The following is a 26,960-nucleotide window of genomic DNA, read 5'->3' as shown; positions in this document are numbered from 1 at the left end:
GAGGAACGGCACATACGAATCATGAGTGCGCACCTGCCCCGACTGTCCCTGATCGGTTTTGGCGAAGCCGGTTCGACCTTTGCCCGCGCCGGGCAATGGAGCGGTGCCGCCACCGGATGGGACATTCACGAGGAACGCCGCGCCCTGATGCCCGAATGCGGAGTTGCCCCGGCAGCGGATGCACGGGCCGCACTGGAAGGCGCCGCCATCGTGCTCTCGTTGGTAACCGCCGATTCCGCCCTTCCCGCCGCATCGGACTATGCCCGCTGGCTGTCCCCCGGCGCGATCTGGTGCGACATGAACTCCGTCTCGCCCGAGACCAAGCGGCAGGCCGCCGCCATGGTGGAGGAAGCAGGCGGGCGCTATGTCGATGTCGCGGTGATGGCCCCGGTCGATCCCCAGGCCCTGTCCGTTCCGCTGCTGATCGCGGGCGCCGCCGCGCAGGACGCCACGGGAATGCTCAACGCGCTGGGCTTTGCCAATACGCGTGTGGTGGGCGATGAAGTGGGCCGCGCCAGCGCGATCAAGATGATCCGCTCGGTAATGGTCAAGGGGCTGGAGGCACTGACCGCCGAACTGGTGCTGGCCGCAGATTCCGCAGGCGTGCTTGATGAAGTCCTCGCTTCGCTGGACGCCAGCGAAAAACAGGTGAGCTGGACCGAACGGGCGGATTACAATCTCGACCGGATGATCGTGCATGGCCTGCGCCGTGCGGCTGAAATGCAGGAATCCGCCAAGACATTGGCGGGTCTCAACATCGCGCCGATGATGACGGACAACACCGTCGCCTGGCAGCAAGCCATCGGCGAACTTGCAATTTTGCCGCCAAAGGGCTTGCGGGCGAAGATCGATGCAATCAAGGCATCACCGGGCTTCAAGCGCCCGAACTGAACGGAGAAAGTCAAGACATGACAATGGTGATCGACTGCCACGGCCATTACACTGTGCTTCCTAAGGGGCACGATGCCTGGCGCGAAGAGCAGAAGGCCGCCTTCAAGGCAGGCGTTGCCGCGCCGGCCTATCCCGAAATCTCCGATGACGAGATTCGCGAGACGATTGAACAGAACCAGCTGCGCCTGATCAAGGAACGCGGCGCGGACCTGACCATCTTCTCGCCCCGCGCCAGCGCCATGGCCCCGCATGTGGGTGACCAGTCGGTCGCCGTGCCATGGGCCCGCGCCTGCAACGACCTGATCGCGCGTGTCGTCGGCCTGTTCCCCGAAACCTTCGTCGGCGTCTGCATGCTGCCCCAGTCGCAGGAAGCGGACATGACCAGCTCCATCGCGGAGCTGGAACGCTGCGTGACCGAGCTGGGCTTCATCGGCTGCAACCTGAACCCCGATGCGAGCGGCGGCTATTTCAAGCAGCCCCCGCTGACCGACAAGTTCTGGTATCCCTTCTATGAAAAGATGGTGGAGCTGGACGTTCCGGCGATGATCCACGTCTCTGGCAGCTGCAACCCGGCGATGCACGCCACGGGCGGCTATTACCTGGCCGCCGACACGGTGGCCTTCATGCAGCTGCTGGAAGGCGATCTGTTCACCGACTTCCCGACGCTGCGCTTCATCATTCCGCATGGCGGCGGCGCGGTGCCCTATCACTGGGGCCGCTATCGCGGTCTGGCCGACATGCTGAAGAAGCCTTCGCTCGACCAGCATCTGATGAACAACATCTTCTTCGACACCTGCGTCTATCACCAGCCGGGCATCAACCTGCTGGCTGACGTGATCGAGAACAAGAACATCCTGTTCGGCAGCGAAATGGTGGGTGCAGTGCGCGGGATCGACCCGACCACCGGCCATTATTTTGACGATACGAAGCGCTATATCGACGCACTCGATATCTCTGACGCAGAGAAAAACGCCATCTTCGAAGGCAATGCGCGTAAGGTGTTCCCGAGGCTTGATGCCCGATTGAAGGAACGTGGCCTATGACCGCAAACGAAACCGCCCCCCTCGACGCTGCCCGTGTTGCAACCGGCCTTGCGCGCTGCGCCAGGCCGGACCGGTATATCCAGCAGCTCGTCAGCCACTGGAGCCACAAGATGGCCACCAGCTATGCCGACGGGCTGGGCGCGTTTCCGTTTTCCGAAATCGAGAATGCGACGATGCAGGTTCACGGCGAGGGGATCGCGATCACTCTCGTCACCGGCGATGCCGAACGCAACGTCCACCTGCGCGGCGTGATCGAACGCCATATTGACCGGTTCGCCTTCAAAGAGGCGCCCCTGAGCTACGAATGGAAAGAACAATGAGCGAAAAGAAGCAGAGGATCGACATCCACGAATACCTCGCGGCGTTCGACGACATCCCGGGCACCCGGGTGTTTACCGCGCAGCGCGCCCGCAAGGGCTATTGGCTGAACCAGTTCGCGATGAGCCTGATGAAGGAAGAAAACCGCGAGCGCTTCAAGGCCGACGAAAGCGCCTATCTGGACGAATGGAACCTGACGCCCGCCGCCAAGCAGGCCGTGCTGGACCGCGATTACAACGCGATGATCGATGAAGGCGGCAACGTCTACTTCCTGTCCAAGCTGTTCTCTACCGACGGCAAGAGCTTCCAGTTCGCCGCCGGTTCGATGACCGGCATGACCCAGGAAGAATATGCACAGATGATGATCAATGGTGGCCGTTCGCCCGAAGGCGTGCGCTCGATCAAGGGAGGTTTCTGATCATGGCACGCGTTACTACGGGCATTACGTCCAGCCACATCCCCGCGCTGGGCGCCGCCCTGCAGACCAAGACTTCGGACAATGAATATTGGGGTCCGGTCTTCAAGGGCTACGAGCCGATCAAGGAATGGATCAAGCAGCCGGGCAACATGCCCGATGTGGTGGTGCTGGTTTATAACGACCACGCTTCCGCCTTCGACATGAACGTGATCCCCACCTTCTCGATCGGTTGCGCCGAAAGCTTCAAGCCGGCCGACGAAGGCTGGGGCCCGCGCCCGGTTCCCGACGTGATCGGTCACCCGGATCTTGCCTGGCACATCGCCCAGAGCCTGATCCTCGACGATTTCGACATGACCATCTTCAACAAGATGGATGTAGACCATGGCTGCACCGTGCCGCTCTCGATGATGTTCGGCGAGCCCGATGCATGGCCGTGCAAGGTCATCCCCTTCCCCGTCAACGTGGTGACCTATCCGCCGCCGTCGGGCCGTCGCTGCTTCAACCTGGGCGATTCCATCCGCGCCGCGGTGGAGAGCTTCCCGGAAGATCTGAACGTCCATGTCTGGGGCACGGGCGGCATGAGCCACCAGTTGCAGGGTCCGCGCGCGGGCCTGATCAACAAGGAGTTCGATCTCAACTTCATCGACATGCTGATCAAGGACCCCGAAACCCTCAGCAAGATGCCGCATATCGAATATCTGCGCGAAGCAGGCAGCGAAGGCATCGAACTGGTGATGTGGCTGATCATGCGCGGCGCGCTGGGCGACAAGGTGAAGGATCTCTACACCTTCTACCACATCCCCGCCTCCAACACCGCGCTGGGCGCCCTGCTGCTCCAGCCGGAGGAAACCGCTGGCGCTCCGCTCGAACCGCGCAAGGTGATGAGCGGCCACAGCCTGACCGCCGGGGCCTGATAGGTCCGGCAGAGTTTACGGGCGCCTGCATCGGCAGGCGCCCGTCCCTATTTTCAACTTTAGCGAGACAGGAGAGCAGACATGCGCATTGCACTCGTGGGCGCCGGTGCTTTCGGTGAAAAGCACCTCGATGGCCTGAAGAATATCGACGGCGTCGAAATCACCTCGGTCATTTCCCGCCGGGCCGAACAGGCCGCGGAAGTGGCTGCCAAATATGGCGCCAAGCATTCGGGCACCGAATTGTCGGAAGCGCTGGAGCGGGACGATGTGGACGCAGTGATCCTGTGCACCCCCACCCAGATGCACGCCGAACAGGCCATTGCCTGCATGAATGCGGGCAAGCACGTGCAGGTGGAAATCCCCCTGTCCGACAGCTGGGGCGATGCGGAAGCGGTTGCCGCCAAGCAGAAGGAAACGGGCCTGGTCTGCATGGTGGGCCATACCCGCCGCTTCAACCCCAGCCACCAGTACGTTCACAACAAGATCGTGGCCGGCGAGCTGAACATCCAGCAGATGGACGTTCAGACCTATTTCTTCCGCCGCAAGAACATGAACGCCAAGGGCGAGCCGCGCAGCTGGACCGACCACCTGCTGTGGCACCACGCGGCCCACACGATCGACCTGTTCGCCTATCAGGCGGGCAAGATCGTCACCGCCAATGCCATTCAGGGCCCCAAGCACCCGGAACTGGGCATCGCCATGGACATGTCGATCCAGCTCAAGAGCGAAAGCGGCGCGATCTGCACTCTCTCGCTCTCGTTCAACAATGACGGGCCGCTCGGCACCTTCTTCCGCTATATCGGCGATAATGCGACCTTCATCGCCCGCTATGACGATCTCGTCACCGGCAAGGAAGAACCGGTGGACCTGACCGGCGTGACCGTGTCGAACAACGGCATCGAACTGCAGGACCGCGAATTCATCGCCGCGATCCGCGAAGGCCGCGAACCGAATTCCTCGGTCGCCGGCGTGCTCGACTGCTACCGGGTGATCGGCGAACTGGCCGCCAGCCTCGAAGCGCAGGACGGCTGGTCCTGATCCCATCCCGCCGCGCCGTTTCCGTTATGGACTGGCGCGGCAGCGGTTGCGATTGACGCAGCCCGGACTAAACACAGGCACGGGCTCGGCGGTTCACCCGTTCGGGCCCGTGTCTTGCATCTGGGGGCCGATATGCGCCCCGCTCCAAAGCTCGTGACGAGGAAATCCATGAAGCGCCAACTGGCAAACCGCTCCGTCCATCCCGTCGGCCTCGGCTGCATGAACCTGTCCTGGGCCTATGGCACTCCGCCCAGCCAAGAAGAGGGCGTGAAGCTGCTCAACCGCGCGCTGGACCTGGGTTACGACCATCTCGACACGGCCCGCATCTATGGCGCGGGCAAGAACGAGGCGCTGATCGCCGCCGCCCTGAAGGGCCGCCGCAAGGAGTTCTTCCTCGCCTCCAAATGCGGCATCGTGGTGGAAGGCCCCAAGCGCGGCGTGGATTGCAGCCCCGAGGCGATCCATGCCGCCATCGAGACCAGCCTCAAGCTGCTCGAAACCGATCACATCGATCTTTATTACATGCACCGTTTCGACCCCAAGGTGCCGATTGCCGATTCCGTTGGCGCACTGAAAGACGCCATCGATGCGGGCAAGATCGGCGCCTATGGCGTGTCCGAATGGAGCTCCGCCCATATTCGCGAGGCACATGGCATCCATCCCGTGGGCGCGGTGCAGACCGAATATTCGCTGTGGACCCGCAATGTCGAACTGGGCGTGCTGGACACCTGCAAGGAACTGGGCATCGCTCTGGTGGCCTTCTCCCCCGTCGGTCGCGGCGCGCTGGGCGGCGTGCTGAAAGACCCGACGACGCTGGAAGAAGGCGATCTGCGCAACGTCATGCCGCGCTTCAACGCGGAAAACTGGCCGAAGAACCTGGCGCTGATCGAGCAGTTCGTGGCGCTGGCCACCGAAGCGGGCGTTACGCCGGGCCAGCTGGCAAATGCCTGGGTGCTGAGCCGTGGAGGCAATGTCCACGTCATCCCCGGCACCACCAGCCTGCAGCATCTGGAAGACAATTATAACGCCGCCAGCGTGGGCATCGGGCAGGATATGCTTGACCGGGCGGACGCCTTGATCAACCAACAGACCGTTGCCGGCCATCGCTATCACGATGCGATCCGGCCGACGATCGACACGGAAGACTTCGCCTAAAAAGGCCAGGCTCCGCCACGGAAGAGGAACGGGACATATGCCAGGCGGCAATGTGCGCGCGGAAATCGGCTATACCGAGGATACCGGCAAACAGCCTTATTTCTACGCCAACGCGCATGAGAAGGACTATGTCCCCCTCGCCCCGGTGGAGATGGATATCGCGGACGCGCGAGGCACCGAAACCTCGCTCGACCGCGAGGGGTTCATCCTCGTCAGCCATGCCAGCGCCCTCTCCGACCTTACCGACATGGAAGCGGTGGCCCGCATCCATGCAGGCGAGATCGAGGCGCTGCTGAAGAAGGTTACCGGCGCGGATCACGTGGCCGTCATGCCGCGCGGCATCTTGCGCTATTCGGAGCGGAGCGGCCGCACCGGCAGCACCGATAATTCGCACCCCGCCCGCTTCGCCCATGTCGACATGTCGGTTTCCGCCGCCGCCTCGGCCCGCGAACAGGGCGCGCCCGGCCCCGACGTGACCGGCGGCCGCGCAATCCTTCGCAGCGCGCAGTATAATGTCTGGCGTGTGCTGTCCGGCCCGCCACAGGACGTACCGCTGGCCATGTGCGCCTATCCCAGCGTTTCCCAAGGCGATCTGATCGATTGCCTGGCGATCTTCGATCCGCCCGATGGCTCGCCCGAATGGAGCTTCGGCAATTATGTCATCCGGCATAATCCGGCCCATCGCTGGCATTATTTCAGCGACATGCGCACCGACGAGGCAATCGTGTTCAAGAGCAGCGAGAGCGACCCGCAAAGGGCACAGCTGACGCCGCATGGCGCTTTCGACAATCCGCTCGCCGGGCCGGATGCGCCCGCGCGGGTCAGCCTGGAAATGCGGGGCACTGCCTATTGGTTCGAATAGACCCGCGATAAAGAAGAAGGGGGAAGTGATGGAGAGGAAAACACGATATCTGGCCGGCGCGCTGGCGCTGCTGGCGACTGCCGGCATGACCGTTCAGGCCGCCGCGCAGGAATCGCCGGAGGACATGGCCCGGCAGGAGGCCGAGCGGGACAAGGTTCCCGATACCGCCGGAGACGGCCCCTATCCCTCGCTGATCGAGGTCGATCCTTCCCTGCCCGATCATGTGATTTATCGCCCGGCGGACCTCTCCAAACTCGGCAAGGCCAAGCTGGGCCTGTTCGTGTGGGGCAATGGCGCCTGTGCGGACGATGCCACCAGTTCACGCCTGCATCTCTCGCAGATCGCATCCTATGGCTATCTCGTGATCGCGCCGGGCAAATGGCGGAGCGGGCCGAATGCGCATGACCCCAAGGCCGCGCCGCGCGGGCGCAATGCCGACGGTTCCTATCCCCCGCCGCCCACCAAAGCAGCGGACCTGACCAGCGCGCTGGATTGGGCGCTGGCGGAAAATGCCCGCGCAGGCAGCCCCTATCACGGGCTGATCGACGAGAAGGCGATTGCCGCAGGCGGCTTCAGTTGCGGCGGCATCCAGGCATTGGAGATCGCGCCCGATCCCCGGATCGATACGCTGGTGATCCAGAATAGCGGGCTGCTGACCGATCCTTCGCTGGGCATTCCCGGCATGGAACTGCCCAAGAGCGCGCTGGCGAAGCTTCATACGCCCGTGATCTATATTCAGGGCGGGCCGACAGACATTGCCTATGCCAATGGCAAGGACGATTTCGAACACATCAACCACGTGCCTGCCGTGATGGTGAACCTGCCCACCGGGCATGGCGGCACTTATCACGAACCAATGGGCGGCAAGGGCGCGCGCATCGCGGTGGACTGGCTGGAATGGCAATTGCGCGGCGATCAGAAGGCCGCGAAGAGCTTCGTCGGCAAGGATTGCGGCCTGTGCGGCGATCCGGACGTGACGATCGAGCGGAAGAATCTGCGCTGAGGCTTCTATCCGTCATCCCGGCGAAGGCCGGGATCGCTGGCAGTCCTGACTAAAGATGGCCTGATTAGAGTTGGCCTGGCTCAAGGTGGCCAGCGGTCCCGGGTCAAGCCCGGGACGACGGAAGAATACTTGTCGTCATAGAAAAAGCCCCGCCTCACCCAGTGAGACGGGGCCTTTTCATAATCAGGCCTCGAAGACGGGCGATCAGCCCATCTTGCCGTAATTCCACAGCGAGAGAATGCGCGCCCGTTCCGCCTCGACCGGTTCATAAGCGGCCGAATCCACCGTACACCAGCCGTGATCTGCGGCGAAGACTTCCACGCGGGCGCCGACGCCAGCATCTTCCGCCGCGTGGCGCAGGGCCACCTTGTCATCCGGGCTGCGCTTGTCGTCGTTCTGCGCAATGGCGAAGAGATACAGCGCCTTGGTGCCCTTGAGCAGCTTGTGCGGGCTGTCCGGCGCTGCAGTGACGAGGCCGCCGCCGTGGAAGGAACTTACCGCGCCCACGCGGCCAGGCACGGCAGCAGCCGTGCGCACAGCGTAGGAGCCAGTCATGCAATAGCCTTCAGCAGCGATCTTCTTGCTGGCATCCACCGCCGGGTTCGCATCGAGCCAGGCCACGATTGCCTTGGCATCGCTCATGATTGCGGGCGTAGTCAGCTTGGCCATCATCGGGGCGAGCTTCTCGCGCCCTTCGGGGGCGAAGAATTCGGAGATGGTGGCCATCACCGGCGCCTTGGCGCTGCGGTAATAATGGTTCACCGCCACCACCGCATAGCCGGACGCGGCGAGCGTGCGCGCCATCGCCTTATAGGCATCGCGCAGGCCCGCAATGTCAGGATACATGATGACGGCGGGATGCTTGCCCTCCGTCGGATGGACGAAGAAGGCGTCCATCTTGCCATCGGGCGTGGTGATGGAAACCGTGGTTTCAGTCAGCGCCGGGCTGGTGCCTTGCGCCGCGCAAGCAGTGCTGACCGTAAGCGTTCCCATCGCCGCCGCACTGATCGCCGCAAAGTCCCTGCGGCTAAGGCCCCGTTTCGCCAGCGTGGCATCATCGGCCAGAGCCGTGAAATCATCGCACATCGATTCTCTCCTTAACTTCTCCCGTCCAGCCGGTGGACGTTGCCCCGCCGGATCGCCCGACACTATGTTGTTTTTGTCCGGGCCTGCCAATGCCCAATAGGCACCGGCAGGCGGAATAAGAAAATCGGTCGATCAGGTCAGGTCATCGAGACGGATGATCAGCCCTTCCTCGGCGGCCTTCATTGCGTCGCGGCGCAATTGTTCGATCTTCAGGCGGCCCGCAGGGGCTTCTTCCTTGGGCAGGGCGGCCATGGTTGCGGCGTGGATTTCCTCAAAATCGGGGCCATGCTCAGGATGGGTCAGGATCAGGCCCTTCTGCTCGGTCATGCCGGCAAGGATCTTGGTGCCGACCTCATAGGGGTCCATCCCTTCCTCGAAAGCAGTACCGAATTGCTGCAGCTCGCCCTCGGCCACTTCGGGAAATCCGCTGGTGCCAAAGCCGTCAGGACGCTTCAAGGCGCTGGTCCAGGCATTGGTGCGGGTCAGCGCCGGGCAGCACAGCGAGCAGCCGATCTTGTGCGGGGCCAGATTGTAGCGCAGCGATTCGGTGAGGCCGCGCACGGCGAACTTGCTGGCGGTATATATCCCCGCCTGCGGGCCGGGCAGGAAGGCGGCCATGCTTGCGATGTTCACCACATGGCGACGGCCGTGACTGGCCTTGATCTTGGGCAGGAAGGAAACCAGCCCGTTCACCACGCCGCCGAAATTGACCCCCATGATCCAGTCATAATCGTCATAGCTGGCCTCGTCCGTCGGCCCGAAGACCGAGACGCCGGCATTGTTCACCAGCACGTGAACCTCGCCGAAATGCTTCACCACTTCTTCCGCCACTTGGGCAAAGCGGGCACGGTCAGTCACGTCCAGCTTGAGGAACAGCGGCTGTTCATAGCCCTTTGCCTTGAACCATTCCGCCACGCGGTTCTTGTCATCCTCGTTCCTGTAGGACAGCGCCAGCCGCATCCCCGCATCGGCGAAGGCCTGCGCCACGCCCAGCCCGATACCCGTGACCGCGCCAGTGATGAAAGCGACCCGGCCCTCCCAGGGGCGATCTGCATTGCTCATGTCCGAAAATCCTCTCGCCAAAATTATCACGATCGTTAGTAACGTGTGCCAAGCAAATTGGGAGAGAGCAAATGAGCGATGTGGAAGCCCGCCTGGCGGAGCTGGAGCAGAAGGTCGGCGTGCTGGAGGATATCCAGGCGATCCGGCGGTTGCACTGGGCCTATGGCTATTACATCGATTTCAACCGTCCCGAGGAAGTGGCCGACCTGTTTGCCGAAGATGGCGCGGTGGTGTTCCTTTCGGGCGAATATGTCGGCCATGCCGGTGTGAAGCGCCTCTATGGCGACTGGATCGCGGGCCGCTTCACCGGCGGACGCCCCGGCCCTGTAAACGGGTTGCTGCTGGACCATTTCCAGATGCAGGACATCATCACCGTCGCGCCTGACCGGCAGACCGCCAAGGGCCGCTTCCACGGCATCCTGCTGGGCGGCTGGCATGATGACTTCCAGGACACCAAGGAAGAAATGATGCCGCAGCAATTCATGGAAGCCGGCATTTACGAGAACGATTATGTGAAGGTCGACGGGATCTGGAAGATCAAGCGGCTGGACTACATGATGCAGTGGCAGGGCAATTACGAGGAAGGCTGGGCGCACACCACCGCGCACCTCCAGCCCGCCGAGAAGACCTTCCCCGAAGATCCGCTGGGGCCCGACGTCCTGCTGCCCGCCGACCAGCATCGCCAGACCTGGCCCTATCGCCAGGATGTGCCGATGCACTTCGCCCATCCGAAGTTCGGCTCGATTCTGGCCGGGCAGGAGAAGAAGTGATGCGCGGCGCCCTCGCAACCATTCTGGCGGGGGCGCTGGCCTCCACCATGGTCGCCGTCCCGGCAGCCGCAGCCGAAACCGGGCAATCCGACGCGCCCTGCACCATGAGCGCGCGCGAAGTGCTGGATGAGTTCATTCCCCTGTTCTTCGAGCAGCGCAACGCCAAGGTGGCCTTTGAACGCTGGGTCCACCCCGATTACATCAACCACAATCCCTTCGCCGCCACAGGGCGCGATGCGGCGGTCGGCTTCCTGCAGCCCTTCTTCGATGCGAACCCGCAGGCGCGCTATATCGTCCACCGCGTGATCGCCGATGGCGATCTGGTGGCCGTGCATAATGAAGCGCGCTTCAATCCGGACGCTGCCCCCTCAGCCGTGGTGGACATCTTCCGCGTGGAGAATTGCAAGATCGTGGAACATTGGGACGTAGTGCAGCCCGTCCCCGCCAAGAGCGCCAATAATAACGGGATGTTCTGAACGCAAAACAGGCAGGAGAGGCACGTGACGATCGATCCGAGGGATACTTCCAATCGGGAAAAGCTCTCCGTCCGTGAAGTGGCGGAACGGTTCATCGAGCTGTTCCACCATCAGGACAATCCGACCGACGCCTTCCTCGCCTGGGTCCATCCGGATTACATCCAGCACAACCCCAATGCACCCACAGGACGCGATGCCACGCTGGAAGTGCTGGCCGCCGCCGTGCGCAACAATCCCGAACTGACGCATGATGTGAAGCGCGTGATCTTCGGCGAGGAAAAGGACGGCGAAGGGCTGGTGACTGTCCACCACCATTTCCGCCGCCGCAAAGACGAGCGCGGCTATGCCGTGGTAGATATCCTGCGGATCAAGGACGGCTATGTCGTCGAACATTGGGACGTGATGCAGGAAGTGCCGGAAACCGCACGCAACGATAATGGAATGTTCTGACCGGCTGCCAAAGGCCGGCTGATGGGAGGGATGGGATGCCGCTTCTGCCGGATGGTAGCGAAAAGGGCCTGAAGGGCCATTTCGAGGAAGATTTCAGCGTCAGGACGCGGATCGGGCTTGCCCCGCGCGCCGGGCATATCGATCGCAGCGCACCCTACAAGCGCATCGCCACGGAAGAGGCCTGGACCTTCCCCGCACTGGTGGATGCGCAGATGAAATATCTGCAGAGCGGCGCCGCACCGGACGACGATTCGCTGAAGATGGCGGGCCTCTTCGCCCGGATGCCGTCTTTGCAGGAAATGCTGCTGGATCTGGGCGATCTGCGCCTGTCCCACATGGATGAATTCGGGATCGACCGGCAATTGCTGCTGCTCACCGCGCCCGGCGTGCAGGTGGTGAAGCCGGGCGAAGGCACGCCCCTGTCGCGTGAGGCGAACGACATCGCCGCCGATGCCTGTGCCCGCCATCCAGACCGCTTCTCGGCCCTTGCGGCCTTCGATCCGCGGGACGTGGCGGGATCGGTCAAGGAACTGGACCGCGCGCTGGGCACGCTGAAGCTCAATGGCGCTGTGCTCAATTCACACTGGCAGGGCCATTATATCGACGAGCAGGAATACTGGCCGATCCTTGAGGCGCTGGAAGCGCATGACGGCGCGCTCTACATCCATCCCACAGCGCCCTTCAACGCGCCGCATTATGAAACGCGCGGCTTCTTCGGCGCGCTGGGCGGCTTCCCGCACGACGTATGGCTGCACACGATGGGGCTGATCTTTTCCGGCGCTTTCGACCGCTTCCCGAAGCTGAAGCTGGTGATCGGCCATCTGGGCGAATGCCTGCCGCTGCATCTCTATCGCTTCGACTGGATGCAGGGCAATGCGGACAATCGCGCGGGCCTGCGCGGCGGCCAGCCGCCGGTGAAGCTGCAACACCCGGTCAGCCATTATTTCCGCAACAACATCTGGGTCACCACCAGCGGCGTCGGGTGGGAGCCGGGAATCAAGTTCTGCATGGATGTGCTGGGCCCCGAACGCGTACTCTACGCGATGGATTACCCCTACCAGCAATCGAGCGACGAGGTCGCCGCCTATGATCGCCTGACGATCAGTGACGAGCACAAGAAGATGCTGATGGAAGGCAATGCCCGCAGGGTGTTCAACCTTCCCGCCTGACACAGGTGAGCCGCCCGGCTTTTGATGGGCGGCACACCACTCACAAGCGCCCCGGAAATGAAAGGAGAAACGCAAGCATTTTGGGCCGGATAACAGACAAACGGACCGGCTCTTTCTGAGAAATGCACTTACAAAATCTGGAGAGGGTAAAATGAAAAACAATCTGCATCTGCGCACCACCATGGTGCTCGGCGCGTCCATGCTTGCAATCGGGATCGCAAGTCCGGCCGCCGCACAGTCCGACCAGGACAATACGACCGGCAATAACGACATCATCGTTACTGCCCAGTTCCGCGAACAGAACCTGCAGGATACTCCGCTGGCCATCACGGCCGTGACGGCGGAAACCATGGAAGCCAAAAGCCAGACCAATCTGGCTCAGGTCGCGGACAGCGCCCCCAACGTCACACTCAAGCCGCAGGGTGCCTCGTTCGGCCCCTCAATCGCGGTTTCGATCCGCGGCATCGGGGGGGCGGACTTCAACCCAGCCTTCGAGCCGGGCGTGGGCATCTACATCGACGATGTCTATTATCCGCAACTGACCGGCGCAGTGTTCGACCTGCTCGATCTGGAGCGCGTCGAAATCCTGCGCGGGCCTCAGGGCACGCTTTCCGGGCGAAATTCGGAAGGTGGCTCAATCAAGATGTTCACCCGCAGGCCCCAGGGCAGCAACACCGGCTATATGGAGGCCACTTATGGCAGCCGGAACCGGATCGGGCTGCGCGGCGGCTTCGACTTCAAGCTGACGGACGATCTCTCAGGCCGCGTCTCGGGCGTCTACAAGCATCAGGAAGGCTATGTCGAACGCTACGATTTCGGCTGCGTCTATCCGGCGGGCGGTTCGGCCACCTTCAAGGCGAATGACGGCACCACCAAGCTGGTCAACCCGGCGGGCGGCATTCCCGCCCTCAAGCCGCAAGGCTCCTGCCTGATCGATAAGCTGGGCGAAGTCGGCTATCAGGCAGTGCGCGGGGCCCTGCGCTACAACCCCTCGAGCGACATCGATATCAATCTGAGTGCGGAATATATCCATGATTCCCACACTGCCGCAGGCGAAGTGCTGGCGGCGACCGATGTGATCGACAATCCCAACACCAATATCGGCGGGGTTCCCTACGACAACCGCTTCATCTGCGGGAAGTTCTGCAACTTCTCGTCCTACTCATCACCGGCGATCACCTATTTTGGCGTAGCCACTCCGCCGACCGGCCAGCCGCTGCTGGCGACGCAGAATTCCGACCAGAGCGTCTATAGCGGGTACAATCTGGCCGCGAATTTCCACTTCGCGTTGAGCGACACGATCTCGATCGACAATATCCTGGCCTATCAGGCCTGGGATACCACCTTCGGGGTGGATGACGATCTTTCCCCGATCCCGCTTTCGGGCGGCTATAACAGCCTTACCCATTGGAACTGGAGCGAGGAACTGCGGCTCAACGCTCAATTGGCGGATAATATCACCGCCGTGCTGGGGGGCTACTACTTCAAGCAGCGGACTGACTATTACTCCTATCAGGATCTGCGTTATCTCAATGTCGCGCCGGGCGTGGGCCTGTTCCCGCTGCAATTCATCCAGCCTGACGAAACCCCGGCGGAAGCGAAGGCGGTCTTCGCCAATGTCAGCTGGGAAATAACCCCCGGCCTGACCTTTGACGGCGGCATCCGCTATACGGATGAAAGCAAGGAGTATCGCTACTTCCGGCTCAATCCCGATGGGACGATCAACCCCTATCTCGATCCGGTTGGCGCGGTGAACGGCGCGGGCACGCCCGGGGCGCTGACCGGGCTCGTCGCCAGCTACAAGGGCCAGCGGTGGGACTGGCGCGCTGCCCTGAACTATCGCTTCTCTCCGGAGTTGATGGTCTATGGCAGCGTGGCAACCGGCTTCAAGGGTGGCGGCACCAATCCGCGCCCCTTCTATGCCAGCCAGGCAATCAGCTTCGCTCCTGAAGTGCTGACCAATTACGAAGTCGGCATGAAGGCGGATCTGTTCGACCGGATGCTGCGCCTTAACCTCAACGCCTTCTACGGCAAGTTGAGCGATCTTCAGATCGGCGTCTCGGTCTGCCCGGACGGCACCACCCCCTGCGCCGCGCTGGTCAATGCCGGCAATGCGGAGGAAAAGGGTGTCGAGGCGGAATTCACGCTGCGTCCGACCGAAGGTTTCTCGATCGACGGTTCGGTAAGCTATCTCGACTTCAAATATACAAAGCTGGACCCGTCGGTCAGCGGCACCTCGCTCGACGATCCGCTCGCCGGGGCGCCTAAGTGGAAATGGGCGCTGGGTGCGCAATATGAGATCGATGCCGGCTCTTTCGGATCGATCACCCCGCGCATCGACGCCAGCTATCAGAGCGAAGTGTATACCGGTGCCAAATATAACGGAGTGCCGCAAAACATCGATGCCTACACCATCGTGAATGCGAGACTCACCTGGCAGAATCCGGACAAGGACCTTTCCATATCGCTGGAGGTAACCAATCTGACCGATGAATATTACTACGTCACCCTGTTCGACCTGCGCGAAGCCGGCGCGGGGCTGGACAAGGCTCAACCAGGCCGTCCGCGCGAATGGGCGGTGAGCGTCAAGAAGACGTTCTGATCATCGCGCCCATGCGGCAAGATCTGGAGGGCGGCCTGGCATGGTCGCCCTTCATTTATTCATGCACATAAATCTTGAAAAATTGTATGCAATGCTTACAATCAACTCGCCACCGATCATCCGATATTGCGGGCATGGCACCGTTAGACCCGGCCAATACTTTTCTCCTAGCCCCGCAAAAAACTGTTCTACTCTTTACTTGATCGGCGCGCCATCCAGTTTGCCTGCGTCAAACTGTTGATTTCCTGCATCACTTGTTGCGCGCCTGCGCAGGGTGCCAGCTAAATGCTTGCGAAAGCAACCTTCCGCGATATGGGCCCTCTCACCAGGGGATTGATTAGCTAAGCAATTGCACCCCCCGCAATTGCGCCCTTCTGGAGAGGTACATGATCAGATACAACTGTTTCACGGCATCGCGCCGTACCGTTTCGCTCACCCTCGCCGCATCGACTCTCGCGATCGCCGTGGGCACCCCCGCATTTGCGCAAGACGCTGACGCAGAACCCCGCAGCAACGAAATCGTTGTGACCGCGCAGTTCCGCGAACAGAAGCTGCAGGACACCCCGCTGTCGATCACGGCGGTGGATGCCGCGCTGCTCGAATCGCGCAACCAGGACGACATCAAGGCCGTCGCGGCCCAGGCTCCCAGCGTGACGCTGACCGAACAGGGCGGTGCTTATGGCGCTTCCATGTCGGCCTCGATCCGCGGCGTTGGCCAGAACGACTTCAACCCCGCCTATGAACCCGGCGTGGGCATGTATATCGACGACGTCTACTACCCGACGCTGACCGGTGCGAACTTCGACCTGCTCGACCTTGAGCGCGTCGAAATTCTGCGCGGCCCGCAGGGCACGCTGACCGGCCGCAACTCGATCGGCGGCGCGATCAAGCTCTTCTCGAAGAAGCCCGGACCGAAGGCCGAAGCCTTTGGCGAAGCCAGCTATGGCAGCCGTAACCGCGTCGAACTGCGCGCTGGTGCGAACCTGCCGATCAGCGACAATCTGTTCGCGCGCTTCTCGGCCGTCCACAAGAGCCAGGAAGGCTATGTCGACCAGGTCGATTATGGCTGCGCCAACCCGAACAATCCGGAAGGCATCCCCGCCATGATGGCTGCCCATCCGGGTTCGGATGACAGCTGCGTGGTCGATAAGCTGGGCGAACAGAACTACACCGGCCTGCGCGGCGCGGTGCGTTACGAAGGCTCCAAGCTCGAACTGATGGTGATCGCCGATTACCAGAAGTCCGATCGCACCAGCTCGGCTGACGTCGTGTCGGTGACCAACAATGCCCAGTCGAACTTCATCTGCGGCAAGTATTGCACCTATGCCAGCTGGTTCCTGGACGGCCGCGGCCAGACGGGTGACTGGAACACCGGCAACCGCAACGTCTTCGAAGGCTGGGGCGTGTCGGGCCATGCCGATTACGAGATCAGCGATTCGCTGAACCTGCAGTCGATCACTGCCTACCGCACCTACAACAACAAGTGGGGTTCGGACGACGACTTCACGCCGAACCCGGCGATTGCCGCGGGCGGTTACAACGATCTCGATTTCTGGTTCTTCAGCCAGGAACTGCGCCTGAACGGCAAGGTCGGTGATCTGGTGGAATACACCCTGGGCGGCTTCTATTCCGACCAGAAGAGCACCTACTACACCATCCAGGACATCCGTTACGGTCCCTATGCTGGCAGCCCGCTGCAGTTCGTGGGTAACGATCCGGTCAATGCCGACACGATCGCTGCCTTCGGTACCGTGATCGTTCGTCCGACCGACAGCCTGACCCTGACCGGCGGCCTGCGCTACACCGAAGAGCACAAGGACTACACCTTCGTGCGTCGTCGGCTTGACTACAGCCAGGGCCCCGTGGGCGGCGGCGTCGAAAACCTCGACGGTCTCGTCTCGGTCTATGACGGCAACCGTGTCGACTGGCGCGTTTCGGCGGACTACCGCTTCAACGAGCAGCTGCTGGCCTATGCAACCGTCAGCACCGGCTTCAAGGGCGGCGGCGTCACGGCGCGTCCGTTCTACCCCGCGCATGCGACCATGGGCACCTTCGGCCCCGAAACCGTCACTTCCTATGAGCTGGGCCTGAAGACCGACCTGTTCGATCGCCGCGTGCGGTTGAACCTCTCGGGCTTCTTCAACGACTACAAGAACATCCAGCTCGGCCTGTCGGACTGCACCGCTTACGGCGGGATTGCAGCTCCCTGCGCCGTCCGCGCCAATGCCGGCGACGGCGAGATCTGGGGTATGGAAGCGGAACTGTTCGCCGAACCGATCGACGGCCTGACCATCGACGGCTCGCTGAGCCTGCTGGATTCCAAGTACACCTATCTCGCGGCCGCAGTGGGCACCAGCGTGACGCTTGACGATCCGATCGTCTCGCCGACCTTCCAGGGCAGCTTCGGCATCCAGTACCAGGTCGACCTGGGCGACACGGGCTCGATCACGCCGCGTTTCGACGTCTCCTACCGCGACAAGCAGTATGTGGGTCACTCGCTGGACTCGCTCAGCACCGACCTGCGTTACCTGGACGCCTACACGCTGGGCAGCGCTCGCCTGACCTACCGCAATGCGAACGAGGACGTGGAAGTATCGCTCGAAGTGACGAACCTCTTCGACGAATATTACACGCCGACCCGTTTCGCGGCTGTATATGCCCTCAGCGGCACGGCTTACTCCACCGTGGGTGCGCCGCGCGAATGGCGCGTTTCGGTGAAGAAGACCTTCTGATCCGAAACTCCGGCATACCGGAAAAGAAAGGGCGGCCTCTCGGGGCCGCCCTTTTTGTTTGCGCGATCCGAAGCGCGGACTTCAGCGGTGGCAGCGTTCGGCGGCTAGCTGATCGCCAGCTCCTCTTCATCGTGAAGCACCCACTTGCCGCTTGCCTGCTTTTTGTAGGTCACGGCCATGAGGGCCCCTGCAAGAGGTCCCGCGTATTTTCTGGAATAGAAGAGGGCGGTGGAACCATCCTCACTGACTGCCGGCAGCGACATTGAAAGGACCGCTATGGGCCATTCCGGTTGACGCGTCAGCTCATCGATCCGCGCGTCATCGCTAAGGATGCCGGAAGTTTGCACCCAGTTTCGCAAATTTGAACATTCATCCATCACACGTCGGTCACGCAAATCAGCTGCCGCAAGCGTGATGGCGACCTCCGGGCCACCCTCGAATTCCGGATTATCCGCCAGGACTTGCTCGAGTTTCTGACGTGTGGGCACGCTGAGGCCCGGTTCATAGCGTATCGCGATCGGACGACCGAGTTTTTCCCAGTCGGTCCTGAAACGCTGCGCGTAGTCCAACGCTATACCGCAGGCCGCAACAGTATCTGGAGACTCCCGCGCCTCGTCAGAACATGCCGAAGGTATGAAGGCCAGGGCCATTACGAGGGGCAGCAACCTCATACGGACATCCCCCTAAACCCCTCCAGCCCGTCGTCATTGCAAGCGGCCAAAGGCCCTCGCAATGACGAAACAGGCCGAAGCGCTTAGCCCCAGACTTCCTGGGCCACTTCCACTACCAGACGGATCTTGGCCGCCTGCTGTTCGGTGGAAATATCATTGCCATGCACCGTGCTGGCGAAGCCGCATTGCGGCGAAAGGGCCAGCTGGTCGAGCGGGGCGAACTTGGCCGCCTCGTCGATCCGGCGCTTGATGTCATCCTTGGTTTCCAGCTCACCCAGCTTGGTGGTGACGAGGCCCAGCACCACCGTCTTGCCCTTGGGCAGGAAGCGGAGGGGAGCGAAGTCGCCGGAACGCGGATCGTCATATTCAAGGAAGAAGGCGTCGATATCGAGTTCGTTGAACATGATCTCGGCCACCGGCTCATAGCCGCCCTCGGCCGCCCAGCTGGAGCGGAAATTGCCCCGGCACAGGTGGACTGCCTTGATCATGTCGGCCGGCGCGCTGGCGAAGCTTTCATTGATCAGCTTGGCATATTGGCGCGGCGTATCGTTGGGATCGACCCCGCGCGCGGCGGCGTCGGCCCGATGGGTATCGTCGCACAGATAGGCAAGGTTGGTATCATCCATCTGGATGTAGCGGCAGCCGGCTGCAGCCAGACTGTCCACTTCCGCGCGATAGGCGGCGGCGACATCGGCGTAGAATTCGTCCATCGTGGGATAGACGTCTTGGGGAATGCCGCTGCGCCCCGCGCGGAAATGCAGCATTGTGGGCGAAGGGATGGCGACCTTGGCCGTCTCTTTCGTCAGCGAGGCGAGATATTGGTAATCGGCCAGCTGGATCGGTTCGACATGGCGGATCTTGCCCGAGACGACCATCTTGGGCGGCGCGAATTGCACATCCTTTCCGGTGTCGTTCTTGAACGCCTTGGCGATACCGCCCTGTTCTTCCACCCCATCCAGCTTCAGCAGGAAATCGGTATGGAAGAAATAGCGGCGAAATTCGCCATCGGTGATCGCCTTGAGGCCGAGTTCCTCTTCCCACTTCACGAGTTCGGCAATCGCCTTGTCCTCGATCGCGCGCAGGGTTGCATAGTCGATGTTGTTGGCCGCGCGATGTTCGCGCGCTTCGATAATCTCGCGCGGACGCAGGAAGGAGCCGACATGGTCGGCGCGCGAAGGCAGTTTGGTGGTCATTTGAGAGTGTTCCTGATCTTAAGCTGTAGCATTGCTAAGCCAGGGTCATAACGCGGGCTCGCGCTCTTCTGACGCACAAGGAATACAGGCAATCCGGCGGGCGAGGCAATGGGTAAATTATGCGCGCCAATGCACGCAATCCCGCGCTTTCTGTGCTTGACCGGGACGGGGCGCAAATCGTAGGCATCGCTTACAAAGTGCCCTTGCCGCGGGAAGACGGGCGGGCCGATTGGGAGGTGGGAATGCGGTTCGGAATCGTTGCGGTGCTTGCCGCTTCACTGGCCCTGACAGGCTGCGCCAAGAGCGATAATGCGGCCTCGGGCGGCGTGACGGAGGCGATGATCACCTCCCCGCCCGATGGCGAATGGCTGACCTATGGGCGCGATTATGGCGAGCAGCGCTATTCCCCGCTCGACAAGATCAACCTCGATAACGTCAAGGATCTGGGCCTCGCCTGGTCGGCCGATCTCGATACGGCGCGCGGGCAGGAAGGCACGCCGCTGATGATCGGCGGCAAGCTCTACATCACCACGGCGTGGAGCAAGGTGAAGGCCTATGACGGCAAGACCGGCAAGCTCCTGTGGGAATATGATCCCAAGGTGCCGGGCGAGACAGGCGTGAAGGCCTGTTGCGATGTGGTCAATCGCGGGCTTGGCGCATGGGGCGACAAGCTGTTCCTCGGCACGCTGGATGGCCGCCTGATCGCGCTGGATCGCGAAACGGGCAAGGAAGTCTGGTCGCAGGTCACGGTTGACCAGACCAAGGCCTATACGATCACCGGCGCCCCGCGCGTGGTGAAGGGCAAGGTGATCATCGGCAATGGCGGCGCCGAATATGGCGTGCGCGGCTATGTCAGCGCCTATGATGCCGATAGCGGCAAGCAGCTGTGGCGCTTCTACACCGTGCCCGGCGCGCCGGAGGAGGCGAAGGACGAGCCGGAATATCTCGCCAAGGCCCGCAAGACCTGGAACGGCGAGTTCTGGAAGCTGGGCGGCGGCGGCACCGTGTGGGATTCAATGGCCTACGATCCCGAGCTGGACCTGCTCTATATCGGCGTGGGCAATGGCTCTCCCTGGAACCAGTCCTATCGTTCGCCGGGCGGCGGGGATAATCTCTATCTCAGCTCCATTGTGGCGATCCGGCCCGATACGGGCGAATATGTCTGGCACTATCAGGAAACGCCGGGCGAAACCTGGGACTTCACCGCCACGCAGCATATCATGCTGGCCACGCTGAAGATCGACGGGAAAGAGCGCAAGGTGCTGATGCAGGCGCCCAAGAACGGCTTTTTCTATGTGATCGACCGCGAGACGGGCAAGCTGATCTCCGCCAAGAATTACGTGCCGCAGAACTGGACCACCGGGGTCGACATGAAAACCGGGCGGCCCATCGAAGTGCCCGAAGCGCGCTATGACAAGACGGGCAAGCCCTTCGTCTCCACGCCCGGCGCGGGCGGCGCGCATAGCTGGCACCCGATGGCCTTCAGCCCGAAGGAAGGCCTCGTCTATATCCCGGTGATCGAGGCGGCCTTCCCCTATTTCCCCGAGGCGAACTGGAAGCCCAACACGAAGCGCGGCTTCAACGTGGGCATCGACCAGGCCGCAGGCGGCATGCCCGCCGACCTGGCCGCCCGCAACGGCGCCCGCGCGGCGACCAAGGGCGCGCTGGTGGCGTGGGACCCGGTGGCGCAGAAGGAACGCTGGCGCGTGCCCTACCAGGGCCCGTGGAATGGCGGCTTGCTCTCCACCGCTGGCGGCCTGCTGTTCCAGGGCACTGCGGCGGGCAATTTCGTCGCCTACGATGCCAAGGATGGCAAGCAGCTGTGGTCCTTTGCCGCGCAGACCGGCGTGGTTGCCCCGCCGATGACCTATATGATCGATGGCGAACAATATGTCGCCGTGCTGGCGGGCTGGGGCGGCATCTGGCCGCTGGCGCCCGGGGGCGTGCTGAACGAAGTGGCGGGCCCCGTGCCCAATATCTCGCGCCTGCTGGTGTTCAAGCTGGGCGGCAAGGCAACCCTGCCCCCCGCCCCGCCGCTGTCGCGCATGCCGCTCGATCCGCCGCCCTTCACTGGTGACAAGGCCAAGCTCGCGTCGGCCCTCTATAATTACGGCCGCTATTGCGGGCAGTGCCATGGCGATGCCGCAGTTGGCTCCACCGTGCTGCCCGACCTGCGCCGCAGCGCCCTGCTGGGCGATGCCGATGGCTGGGCCAGTGTGGTGCATGACGGCGCCTTGCAGGATAACGGCATGGTCAGCTTCGCCGGCACGCTCTCGCGGCAGGAGATCGAGGGCATCCGCCAATATGTCATCATGCGTGCCAATGAGGACAAGAAGCTTGGCGGCCCCGGAACGTAAGGGGGAACGTAAGGGGGAACCCGAGATTGCCCCGGCGCATTTCTGAATCGACAGACATGCGCCGGGAATTATAACGCGCGTTACGTTGGCGCCCTGCTCGCCATGGGCAGGGCCGCCGGAATTTGGTAGTCGGAAGAAGCAACAGGATTCGCTTCGGGAAAGGACCTGAGATGAACGAGATCACCACCATCGACCGCACCCAGCGGGAATATTCGGCAGCCGCCAAGGCTGCCCTGGCGCGCAAGCCGCAGCTCTACATCAACGGCGAATGGGTCGACAGCTCCGGTAACCAGACGATCGACGTCGAAGATCCCTCTTCGGGCAAGGTCATCTCCAGCGTCGTGGAAGCCACCGACAAGGACGTGGACAGGGCCGTTGCCGCTGCCCGCGCCGCTTTCGACGATGGCCGCTGGCGCAACCTGCCCCCGATCGTGCGTGAAAAGACCATGCACAAGATCGCCGACCTGATCGAAGCCCATGGTGCCGAACTGGCCGAGCTGGAAGCGATCGACGTGGGCAAGCCGGTGGGCATGGCCAATGCGGTGGACGTGCCGGGCGCTGCCGCCCACTTCCGCTACATGGCTGGCTGGGCCGGCAAGATCGGCGGCGAAACGCAGGCCCCCTATTCGCTGCCGGGCGGCATGATGTTCGCCTATACCGTGAAGGAACCCGTCGGCGTCTGTGCGCAGATCGTGCCCTGGAACTTCCCGCTGCTGATGGCCTGCCTCAAGATCGCCCCCGCACTGGCCGCAGGCTGCACCACGGTGCTGAAGCCTGCCGAGCAGACCAGCCTCACCGCGCTGCGCCTGGCTGACCTGATCAACGAAGCGGGCGTGCCCGCTGGCGTCGTCAACATCATCACCGGCTATGGCCACACCGCGGGTGACCGCATGGTCAAGCACCCCGATGTGGACAAGGTTGCCTTCACCGGCTCGACCGAGATCGGCAAGCTGATCAACCGCAATGCCACCGAAACGCTGAAGCACGTCACCCTGGAACTGGGCGGCAAGAGCCCCGTGGTCGTCATGCCCGACGTGGACGTGGCCGAAACCGCCCCCGGCGTTGCCGGCGCGATCTTCTTCAATTCGGGCCAGGTCTGCGTCGCCGGTTCGCGCCTCTATGCGCACAAGTCCGTGTTCGACAAGGTGGTGGAAGGCATGGCCGAAACCGCCGATTTCTGGGCTCCGCGTCCCTCGCTCGACCCCAACGCCCATATGGGCCCGGTCGTGTCGAAGGAACAGCACGAGCGCGTGCTGGGCTATATCGAAGCGGGCAAGCGCGATGGCGCATCGGTGCTGATGGGCGGCGACGTTCCCAGCAATGATGGCGGCTATTACATCAGCCCCACCATCCTGACCGACGTGAACCCGCAGATGAGCGTCGTTCGCGAGGAAATCTTCGGCCCGGTCGTGGTTGCCCAGCGCTTCGAAGACCTGAACGACGTGGTGAAGGAAGCCAATGACACGCCGTTCGGCCTTGCCGCCGGTGTGTGGACCAAGGACGCCAGCTCCGCCGTGCGCATCGCCAGCCAGCTCAAGGCCGGCACCGTGTGGGTCAACTGCCACGCGATGATCGACCCGGCGCTGCCCTTCGGCGGCTACAAGGAAAGCGGCATCGGCCACGAACAGGGCCGCCTGGGTCTCGAGGCTTATCTCGAAACCAAGTCGGTGCTGATGAAGCTCTGATTGCATTGACAATGCAGGCCCGCCTCCGGCACCAGCCGGGGCGGGCCTTTTACTATCCGGGATACCGCACGTGCCAATCGACCTCACCAAGATCCGCGCCATCGACGTCCACGTTCACGCGGAGGTTTCGTGCCACGATCCGGAAGATCCGGTGATGGGCGAATTCTTCGATGCCGCCAGCACCTATTTCAAGGCGCCGCGCGAACGGCCCAAGATGCCCGAAATCATCGAGCTGTACCGCGAAACCAACATCGCCCTGTGCATGTTCACGGTCGATTGCGAGAGCGGCATGGGCGCCAAGCGCGTCAGCAATTACGAAGTGGCGGAACTCGCCGCGAAGAATGACGATATCTGCATGGCCTTCGCCAGCATCGATCCGCACAAGGGCAAATATGGCGCCCGCGAAGCGCGCGACCTGGTCGAGAATTTCGGCGTGAAGGGCTTCAAGTTCCACGGCATCGCCCAGAACGCCCACCCGGCGGACCGGATGGCCTGGCCGATCTATGAAGTGATCAACGAATATCAGCTGCCGGTGATCTTCCACACCGGCCATTCGGGCATGGGCACCGGAATGCGCGGCGGCGGCGGCATGCGCCTGAAATATGGCCAGCCCATGCTGATCGACGATGTGGCGGTGGACTTCCCCGACATGAAGATCATCCTGGCCCACCCGAGCTGGCCCTGGGTTGACGAGAGCCTGTCCATGGCCCTCCACAAGACCAACGTCTATATCGACCTGTCTGGCTGGAGCCCCAAATATTTCCCCAAGCAGGTGATCCAGTACGCCAACACCCAGCTGAAGCATAAGATGCTGTTCGGCAGCGACTTCCCGCTGATCCACCCTGACAAGTGGATCACCGCAGCCAAGGAAGTCGGCTTCCGCGAGGAAGTGATGCCCGGCATCATGAAGGACAATGCCGCAAGGGTTCTGGGCCTCGTCTGAACCGATCTGGAATGGGCGACCCGGAGGACATCAGAGGCTGGCAACGCCTGTCTTCCCGGGTCACCACTTCCGGGCGGATCGAGGATGCTGACATTGCCCGGCTGAAGGCCATCGGAATTGCCCATGTCATCAATCTGGCACTGGACGATCATCCCGATGCGCTGGCGGATGAGGGCGCGAAGCTCGCCTCTGCCGGGATCGGCTATACCCATATTCCCGTGCCCTTCGATGCGCCCGGTGAGGATCATTTCCACGCCTTCGTGGATGCACTGGGCGCTATCGACGCGCCCATCCATGTCCACTGCATCGCCAATTGGCGGGTCTCCGCCTTTTTCTATCGCTACCATCTGGCGCGCGGCATGGCCAAGGCCGAAGCGCGCGCATTGATGGAACGCCAATGGTCGCCGCTGACGAGCGACCACCCCGCCGCCCCCGCCTGGGCGGCCTTCATTGGAGAGAGTGAAGCCTGATGGATTTCAAGGGAATGCATATCGTCGTCACTGGCGCATCCAGCGGCATCGGCCTGGTCAGCGCGCGGATGCTGGCGACACGTGGGGCCCGCGTTTCGCTGATCGCGCGGCGCAAGGAAATGCTGGACGAGGTGGTCGCCTCGCTCGGCGGCAATGCCGCAGGTTTCGCCGCCGATGTGGGCGACAAGGCCCAGCTGGAAGCCGCGCTGGAAGCCGCCGCCGCGCATTTCGGGCCGATCGAGGGCCTGTTCGCCAATGCCGGGCTGACCGGCGGCTTCACTCCCGCCGTCGCCTTCGATCCCGACGTGTTCGAACAGACCATCAAAGTGAATTTGATCAGCGTGTTCTGGGCAATCCAGAAAGTGCTGCCCGCCATGATCGAGGCGGGCAAGGGCTCCATCCTGGTCACCGGCTCCATGGGTTCCAAGCGCGGCATGGCGATGAACCCGGCCTATGTCGCCTCCAAGCATGGCGTGCTGGGCCTGACACGCGCCATTGCGGTGGAAATGGCCCCGCATGGCATCCGCGCGAACTGCATCATCCCCGGCTTCATCCGCACTGAGGCGCTGGACCGCATCCCGCCCGAGCAGGCCGGCAAGATCGCCGCCCGCGTGCCCCAGCGCCGCATGGGCAGCCCCGAAGAACTGGCCGAAGTCGCCTGCTTCCTGCTGTCCGACGCGGCCAGCCATGTGACGGGCCAGGACTGGGCCGTGGATGGCGGCGTGCTGGAAAGCATCGAAGTCTGAGAGAGGACACAGCAATGGCCCTGAAATATTACCACGCCGAGCCGGTCGCCAATTCGCTCAAGTCGATGATCCCCCTCAAGGAGAAGGGGCTCGCTTACGAGAGCCACTATGTCGATCTGCACAAGTTCGAGCAGCATTCCGACTGGTTCGTGGCGATCAATCCCGAAGGGCAGGTGCCCGTGCTGGACCATGACGGGACGATCATCACCCATACCACGGTGATCAACGAATATCTGGAAGACGCCTTCCCCGATGCCAATCCGGAAAGCGGCCCGCTGCGGCCGCGCACCCCGGTTGGCGCGGCACGGATGCGCTACTGGAACAAATTCGTGGACGAGCATGTGATGAACCATGTTTCCATGCATGGCTGGCACCGCATGGTGGGCGTGATCGCGCGCAATATCGATGCCGGCACTTTCGAGGAATTGCTGAGCCACATCCCCCTGCCCGACCAGCGCAAGAAATGGGCCGCCGCCCGCTCCGGCTTTTCCGAGGCCGACCTCCAGAACGCGACCGACAAGATCGTCTATGCGCTGCAGAAGATCGAGCGCCAGCTGGAGCAGACCGAGTGGCTGGCGGGCGACAGCTATTCCCTCGCCGACATCAATTTCTTCGCCCATTGCGGCCTGATGGTGGCGCGCATGTTCCCCGAAATGGAAGTGGATGCGACCTATCCGCGCCTCGTCGCCTGGCGCGAGGCGGTGATGGCCCGCCCCGCCGTTCAGGCAGCGCTTGCGGGCGAGGATCGCACCACGCCCGGCCTGCGCACCTGGAGCGGGGACCGCTGAATATTTCCGCCGCCGGCCTGCCCGAAAGGACACTTGCCTGCGGCGCCTTCCGATTGTCCCGCAGCGGGTAGCCAATTCTCCGAAATGGCCTAGAACCGCTGCAACAATCCGAAACGGA

25 protein-coding genes are annotated in these 26,960 nt (G+C 62.5%); 21 read left to right on the top strand and 4 right to left on the bottom strand.

What is annotated here, in order from left to right; translation table 11 throughout:
• The first annotated feature begins 21 nt into the window (after positions 1-21).
• The 9 genes from H0274_RS10620 to H0274_RS10580 all read left to right on the top strand — a co-directional run bounded on the left by H0274_RS10620 (position 22) and on the right by H0274_RS10580 (position 7,642).
• On the top strand, positions 22-891 hold the full coding sequence (locus tag H0274_RS10620; protein WP_226795309.1) for an NAD(P)-dependent oxidoreductase: 870 nt from the start codon (positions 22-24) through the stop codon (positions 889-891).
• A gap of 17 nt (positions 892-908) precedes the next feature.
• On the top strand, positions 909-1,934 hold the full coding sequence (locus tag H0274_RS10615; RefSeq protein ID WP_226795308.1) for an amidohydrolase family protein: 1,026 nt from the start codon (positions 909-911) through the stop codon (positions 1,932-1,934).
• Positions 1,931-2,254: a DUF2218 domain-containing protein gene (locus tag H0274_RS10610; RefSeq protein WP_226795307.1), complete on the top strand. Its 324-nt coding sequence runs from the start codon at positions 1,931-1,933 to the stop codon at positions 2,252-2,254. Before H0274_RS10615 ends, H0274_RS10610 begins: the two co-directional genes overlap by 4 nt.
• The gene (gene ligA / locus H0274_RS10605; protein WP_226795306.1) at positions 2,251-2,670 is read left to right on the top strand and encodes a protocatechuate 4,5-dioxygenase subunit alpha; all 420 of its coding nucleotides are present in this window, start codon (positions 2,251-2,253) and stop codon (positions 2,668-2,670) included. Before H0274_RS10610 ends, ligA begins: the two co-directional genes overlap by 4 nt.
• Before the next feature lie 2 nt (positions 2,671-2,672).
• The gene (locus tag H0274_RS10600; protein ID WP_226795305.1) at positions 2,673-3,584 is read left to right on the top strand and encodes a class III extradiol dioxygenase subunit beta; all 912 of its coding nucleotides are present in this window, start codon (positions 2,673-2,675) and stop codon (positions 3,582-3,584) included.
• A gap of 81 nt (positions 3,585-3,665) precedes the next feature.
• Positions 3,666-4,622, top strand: coding sequence for a Gfo/Idh/MocA family oxidoreductase (locus tag H0274_RS10595; protein WP_226795304.1), 957 nt, complete (start codon positions 3,666-3,668; stop codon positions 4,620-4,622).
• Positions 4,623-4,790: 168 nt separating this feature from the next.
• A complete protein-coding gene (locus H0274_RS10590) occupies positions 4,791-5,777 on the top strand; it encodes an aldo/keto reductase (protein WP_226795303.1) in 987 nt (328 codons plus the stop codon).
• 37 nt (positions 5,778-5,814) lie between these two features.
• Complete coding sequence (locus H0274_RS10585; RefSeq protein ID WP_226795302.1) at positions 5,815-6,639, top strand: CmcJ/NvfI family oxidoreductase; 825 nt, start codon at positions 5,815-5,817, stop codon at positions 6,637-6,639.
• A gap of 28 nt (positions 6,640-6,667) precedes the next feature.
• Positions 6,668-7,642, top strand: coding sequence for an alpha/beta hydrolase (locus H0274_RS10580; protein ID WP_226795301.1), 975 nt, complete (start codon positions 6,668-6,670; stop codon positions 7,640-7,642).
• 204 nt (positions 7,643-7,846) lie between these two features.
• Here the strand turns inward: H0274_RS10580 and H0274_RS10575 are convergent, their stop codons facing one another.
• Complete coding sequence (locus tag H0274_RS10575) at positions 7,847-8,728, bottom strand: dienelactone hydrolase family protein (RefSeq protein WP_226795300.1); 882 nt, start codon at positions 8,726-8,728, stop codon at positions 7,847-7,849.
• Between the two features lie 132 nt (positions 8,729-8,860).
• Positions 8,861-9,790, bottom strand: a complete 930-nt coding sequence (locus H0274_RS10570; RefSeq protein ID WP_226795299.1) for an SDR family NAD(P)-dependent oxidoreductase — start codon at positions 9,788-9,790, stop codon at positions 8,861-8,863.
• A gap of 71 nt (positions 9,791-9,861) precedes the next feature.
• Here H0274_RS10570 and H0274_RS10565 point away from each other — a divergent pair, with 71 nt between their 5' ends.
• The 6 genes from H0274_RS10565 (at position 9,862) to H0274_RS10540 (ending at position 17,989) form a co-directional block, all read left to right on the top strand.
• Entirely contained in the window at positions 9,862-10,560 is a 699-nt protein-coding gene (locus H0274_RS10565; RefSeq protein ID WP_226795298.1) for a nuclear transport factor 2 family protein, read from the top strand.
• Positions 10,560-11,036, top strand: coding sequence for a nuclear transport factor 2 family protein (locus H0274_RS10560; RefSeq protein ID WP_226795297.1), 477 nt, complete (start codon positions 10,560-10,562; stop codon positions 11,034-11,036). The genes H0274_RS10565 and H0274_RS10560 overlap by 1 nt, the downstream gene beginning before the upstream one ends.
• A gap of 24 nt (positions 11,037-11,060) precedes the next feature.
• Complete coding sequence (locus H0274_RS10555; protein WP_226795296.1) at positions 11,061-11,486, top strand: nuclear transport factor 2 family protein; 426 nt, start codon at positions 11,061-11,063, stop codon at positions 11,484-11,486.
• Positions 11,487-11,521: 35 nt separating this feature from the next.
• Positions 11,522-12,655, top strand: a complete 1,134-nt coding sequence (locus tag H0274_RS10550) for an amidohydrolase family protein (RefSeq protein ID WP_226795295.1) — start codon at positions 11,522-11,524, stop codon at positions 12,653-12,655.
• Between the two features lie 151 nt (positions 12,656-12,806).
• Positions 12,807-15,257, top strand: a complete 2,451-nt coding sequence (locus H0274_RS10545; RefSeq protein WP_226795294.1) for a TonB-dependent receptor — start codon at positions 12,807-12,809, stop codon at positions 15,255-15,257.
• Between the two features lie 386 nt (positions 15,258-15,643).
• Entirely contained in the window at positions 15,644-17,989 is a 2,346-nt protein-coding gene (locus tag H0274_RS10540; RefSeq protein WP_226795293.1) for a TonB-dependent receptor, read from the top strand.
• A 104-nt stretch (positions 17,990-18,093) separates the two neighbouring features.
• Here the strand turns inward: H0274_RS10540 and H0274_RS10535 are convergent, their stop codons facing one another.
• Both H0274_RS10535 and H0274_RS10530 read right to left on the bottom strand, forming a co-directional pair.
• Positions 18,094-18,639 carry a hypothetical protein gene (locus tag H0274_RS10535; RefSeq protein ID WP_226795292.1) on the bottom strand — a complete coding sequence of 182 codons (546 nt, stop codon included), beginning with the start codon at positions 18,637-18,639 and terminating at the stop codon, positions 18,094-18,096.
• 104 nt (positions 18,640-18,743) lie between these two features.
• Complete coding sequence (locus H0274_RS10530; RefSeq protein WP_226795291.1) at positions 18,744-19,853, bottom strand: 5-methyltetrahydropteroyltriglutamate--homocysteine S-methyltransferase; 1,110 nt, start codon at positions 19,851-19,853, stop codon at positions 18,744-18,746.
• Positions 19,854-20,095: 242 nt separating this feature from the next.
• Between H0274_RS10530 and H0274_RS10525 the strand changes: the two genes are divergently transcribed.
• The 6 genes from H0274_RS10525 (at position 20,096) to H0274_RS10500 (ending at position 26,842) form a co-directional block, all read left to right on the top strand.
• Positions 20,096-22,210: a PQQ-dependent dehydrogenase, methanol/ethanol family gene (locus H0274_RS10525; RefSeq protein ID WP_226795290.1), complete on the top strand. Its 2,115-nt coding sequence runs from the start codon at positions 20,096-20,098 to the stop codon at positions 22,208-22,210.
• Positions 22,211-22,380: 170 nt separating this feature from the next.
• Entirely contained in the window at positions 22,381-23,895 is a 1,515-nt protein-coding gene (locus tag H0274_RS10520; RefSeq protein ID WP_226795289.1) for an aldehyde dehydrogenase family protein, read from the top strand.
• 70 nt (positions 23,896-23,965) lie between these two features.
• A complete protein-coding gene (locus H0274_RS10515; protein WP_226795288.1) occupies positions 23,966-24,838 on the top strand; it encodes an amidohydrolase family protein in 873 nt (290 codons plus the stop codon).
• Positions 24,839-24,849: 11 nt separating this feature from the next.
• Entirely contained in the window at positions 24,850-25,308 is a 459-nt protein-coding gene (locus H0274_RS10510; protein ID WP_226795287.1) for a protein tyrosine phosphatase family protein, read from the top strand.
• Positions 25,308-26,054, top strand: a complete 747-nt coding sequence (locus H0274_RS10505; protein WP_226795286.1) for an SDR family NAD(P)-dependent oxidoreductase — start codon at positions 25,308-25,310, stop codon at positions 26,052-26,054. Before H0274_RS10510 ends, H0274_RS10505 begins: the two co-directional genes overlap by 1 nt.
• A 14-nt stretch (positions 26,055-26,068) precedes the next feature.
• Entirely contained in the window at positions 26,069-26,842 is a 774-nt protein-coding gene (locus H0274_RS10500) for a glutathione S-transferase family protein (protein ID WP_226795285.1), read from the top strand.
• Positions 26,843-26,960 lie beyond the last annotated feature (118 nt).

This window comes from Fulverythrobacter ferritrahens (assembly GCF_020539485.1).
Classification (GTDB): Bacteria; Pseudomonadota; Alphaproteobacteria; order Sphingomonadales; family Sphingomonadaceae; genus Andeanibacterium; species Andeanibacterium ferritrahens.
Note: the sequence above shows the minus strand (reverse complement) of the source record. Positions and strands in the feature narration are given on the sequence as shown.

What these genes read in the sequence shown, in the direction of transcription:
- H0274_RS10500 (WP_226795285.1), top strand. Translation starts at nt 26,069, where the DNA reads ATGGCCCTGAAATATTACCACGCCGAGCCGGTCGCCAATTCGCTCAAG.
- H0274_RS10535 (WP_226795292.1), bottom strand. Translation starts at nt 18,639, where the DNA reads ATGGCCCTGGCCTTCATACCTTCGGCATGTTCTGACGAGGCGCGGGAG.
- H0274_RS10595 (WP_226795304.1), top strand. Translation starts at nt 3,666, where the DNA reads ATGCGCATTGCACTCGTGGGCGCCGGTGCTTTCGGTGAAAAGCACCTC.
- H0274_RS10615 (WP_226795308.1), top strand. Translation starts at nt 909, where the DNA reads ATGACAATGGTGATCGACTGCCACGGCCATTACACTGTGCTTCCTAAG.
- H0274_RS10580 (WP_226795301.1), top strand. Translation starts at nt 6,668, where the DNA reads ATGGAGAGGAAAACACGATATCTGGCCGGCGCGCTGGCGCTGCTGGCG.
- H0274_RS10505 (WP_226795286.1), top strand. Translation starts at nt 25,308, where the DNA reads ATGGATTTCAAGGGAATGCATATCGTCGTCACTGGCGCATCCAGCGGC.
- H0274_RS10530 (WP_226795291.1), bottom strand. Translation starts at nt 19,853, where the DNA reads ATGACCACCAAACTGCCTTCGCGCGCCGACCATGTCGGCTCCTTCCTG.
- H0274_RS10565 (WP_226795298.1), top strand. Translation starts at nt 9,862, where the DNA reads ATGAGCGATGTGGAAGCCCGCCTGGCGGAGCTGGAGCAGAAGGTCGGC.
- H0274_RS10520 (WP_226795289.1), top strand. Translation starts at nt 22,381, where the DNA reads ATGAACGAGATCACCACCATCGACCGCACCCAGCGGGAATATTCGGCA.
- H0274_RS10545 (WP_226795294.1), top strand. Translation starts at nt 12,807, where the DNA reads ATGAAAAACAATCTGCATCTGCGCACCACCATGGTGCTCGGCGCGTCC.
- H0274_RS10540 (WP_226795293.1), top strand. Translation starts at nt 15,644, where the DNA reads ATGATCAGATACAACTGTTTCACGGCATCGCGCCGTACCGTTTCGCTC.
- H0274_RS10620 (WP_226795309.1), top strand. Translation starts at nt 22, where the DNA reads ATGAGTGCGCACCTGCCCCGACTGTCCCTGATCGGTTTTGGCGAAGCC.
- H0274_RS10600 (WP_226795305.1), top strand. Translation starts at nt 2,673, where the DNA reads ATGGCACGCGTTACTACGGGCATTACGTCCAGCCACATCCCCGCGCTG.
- H0274_RS10560 (WP_226795297.1), top strand. Translation starts at nt 10,560, where the DNA reads ATGCGCGGCGCCCTCGCAACCATTCTGGCGGGGGCGCTGGCCTCCACC.
- H0274_RS10550 (WP_226795295.1), top strand. Translation starts at nt 11,522, where the DNA reads ATGCCGCTTCTGCCGGATGGTAGCGAAAAGGGCCTGAAGGGCCATTTC.
- H0274_RS10525 (WP_226795290.1), top strand. Translation starts at nt 20,096, where the DNA reads ATGCGGTTCGGAATCGTTGCGGTGCTTGCCGCTTCACTGGCCCTGACA.
- ligA (WP_226795306.1), top strand. Translation starts at nt 2,251, where the DNA reads ATGAGCGAAAAGAAGCAGAGGATCGACATCCACGAATACCTCGCGGCG.
- H0274_RS10570 (WP_226795299.1), bottom strand. Translation starts at nt 9,790, where the DNA reads ATGAGCAATGCAGATCGCCCCTGGGAGGGCCGGGTCGCTTTCATCACT.
- H0274_RS10510 (WP_226795287.1), top strand. Translation starts at nt 24,850, where the DNA reads ATGGGCGACCCGGAGGACATCAGAGGCTGGCAACGCCTGTCTTCCCGG.
- H0274_RS10585 (WP_226795302.1), top strand. Translation starts at nt 5,815, where the DNA reads ATGCCAGGCGGCAATGTGCGCGCGGAAATCGGCTATACCGAGGATACC.
- H0274_RS10590 (WP_226795303.1), top strand. Translation starts at nt 4,791, where the DNA reads ATGAAGCGCCAACTGGCAAACCGCTCCGTCCATCCCGTCGGCCTCGGC.
- H0274_RS10575 (WP_226795300.1), bottom strand. Translation starts at nt 8,728, where the DNA reads ATGTGCGATGATTTCACGGCTCTGGCCGATGATGCCACGCTGGCGAAA.
- H0274_RS10610 (WP_226795307.1), top strand. Translation starts at nt 1,931, where the DNA reads ATGACCGCAAACGAAACCGCCCCCCTCGACGCTGCCCGTGTTGCAACC.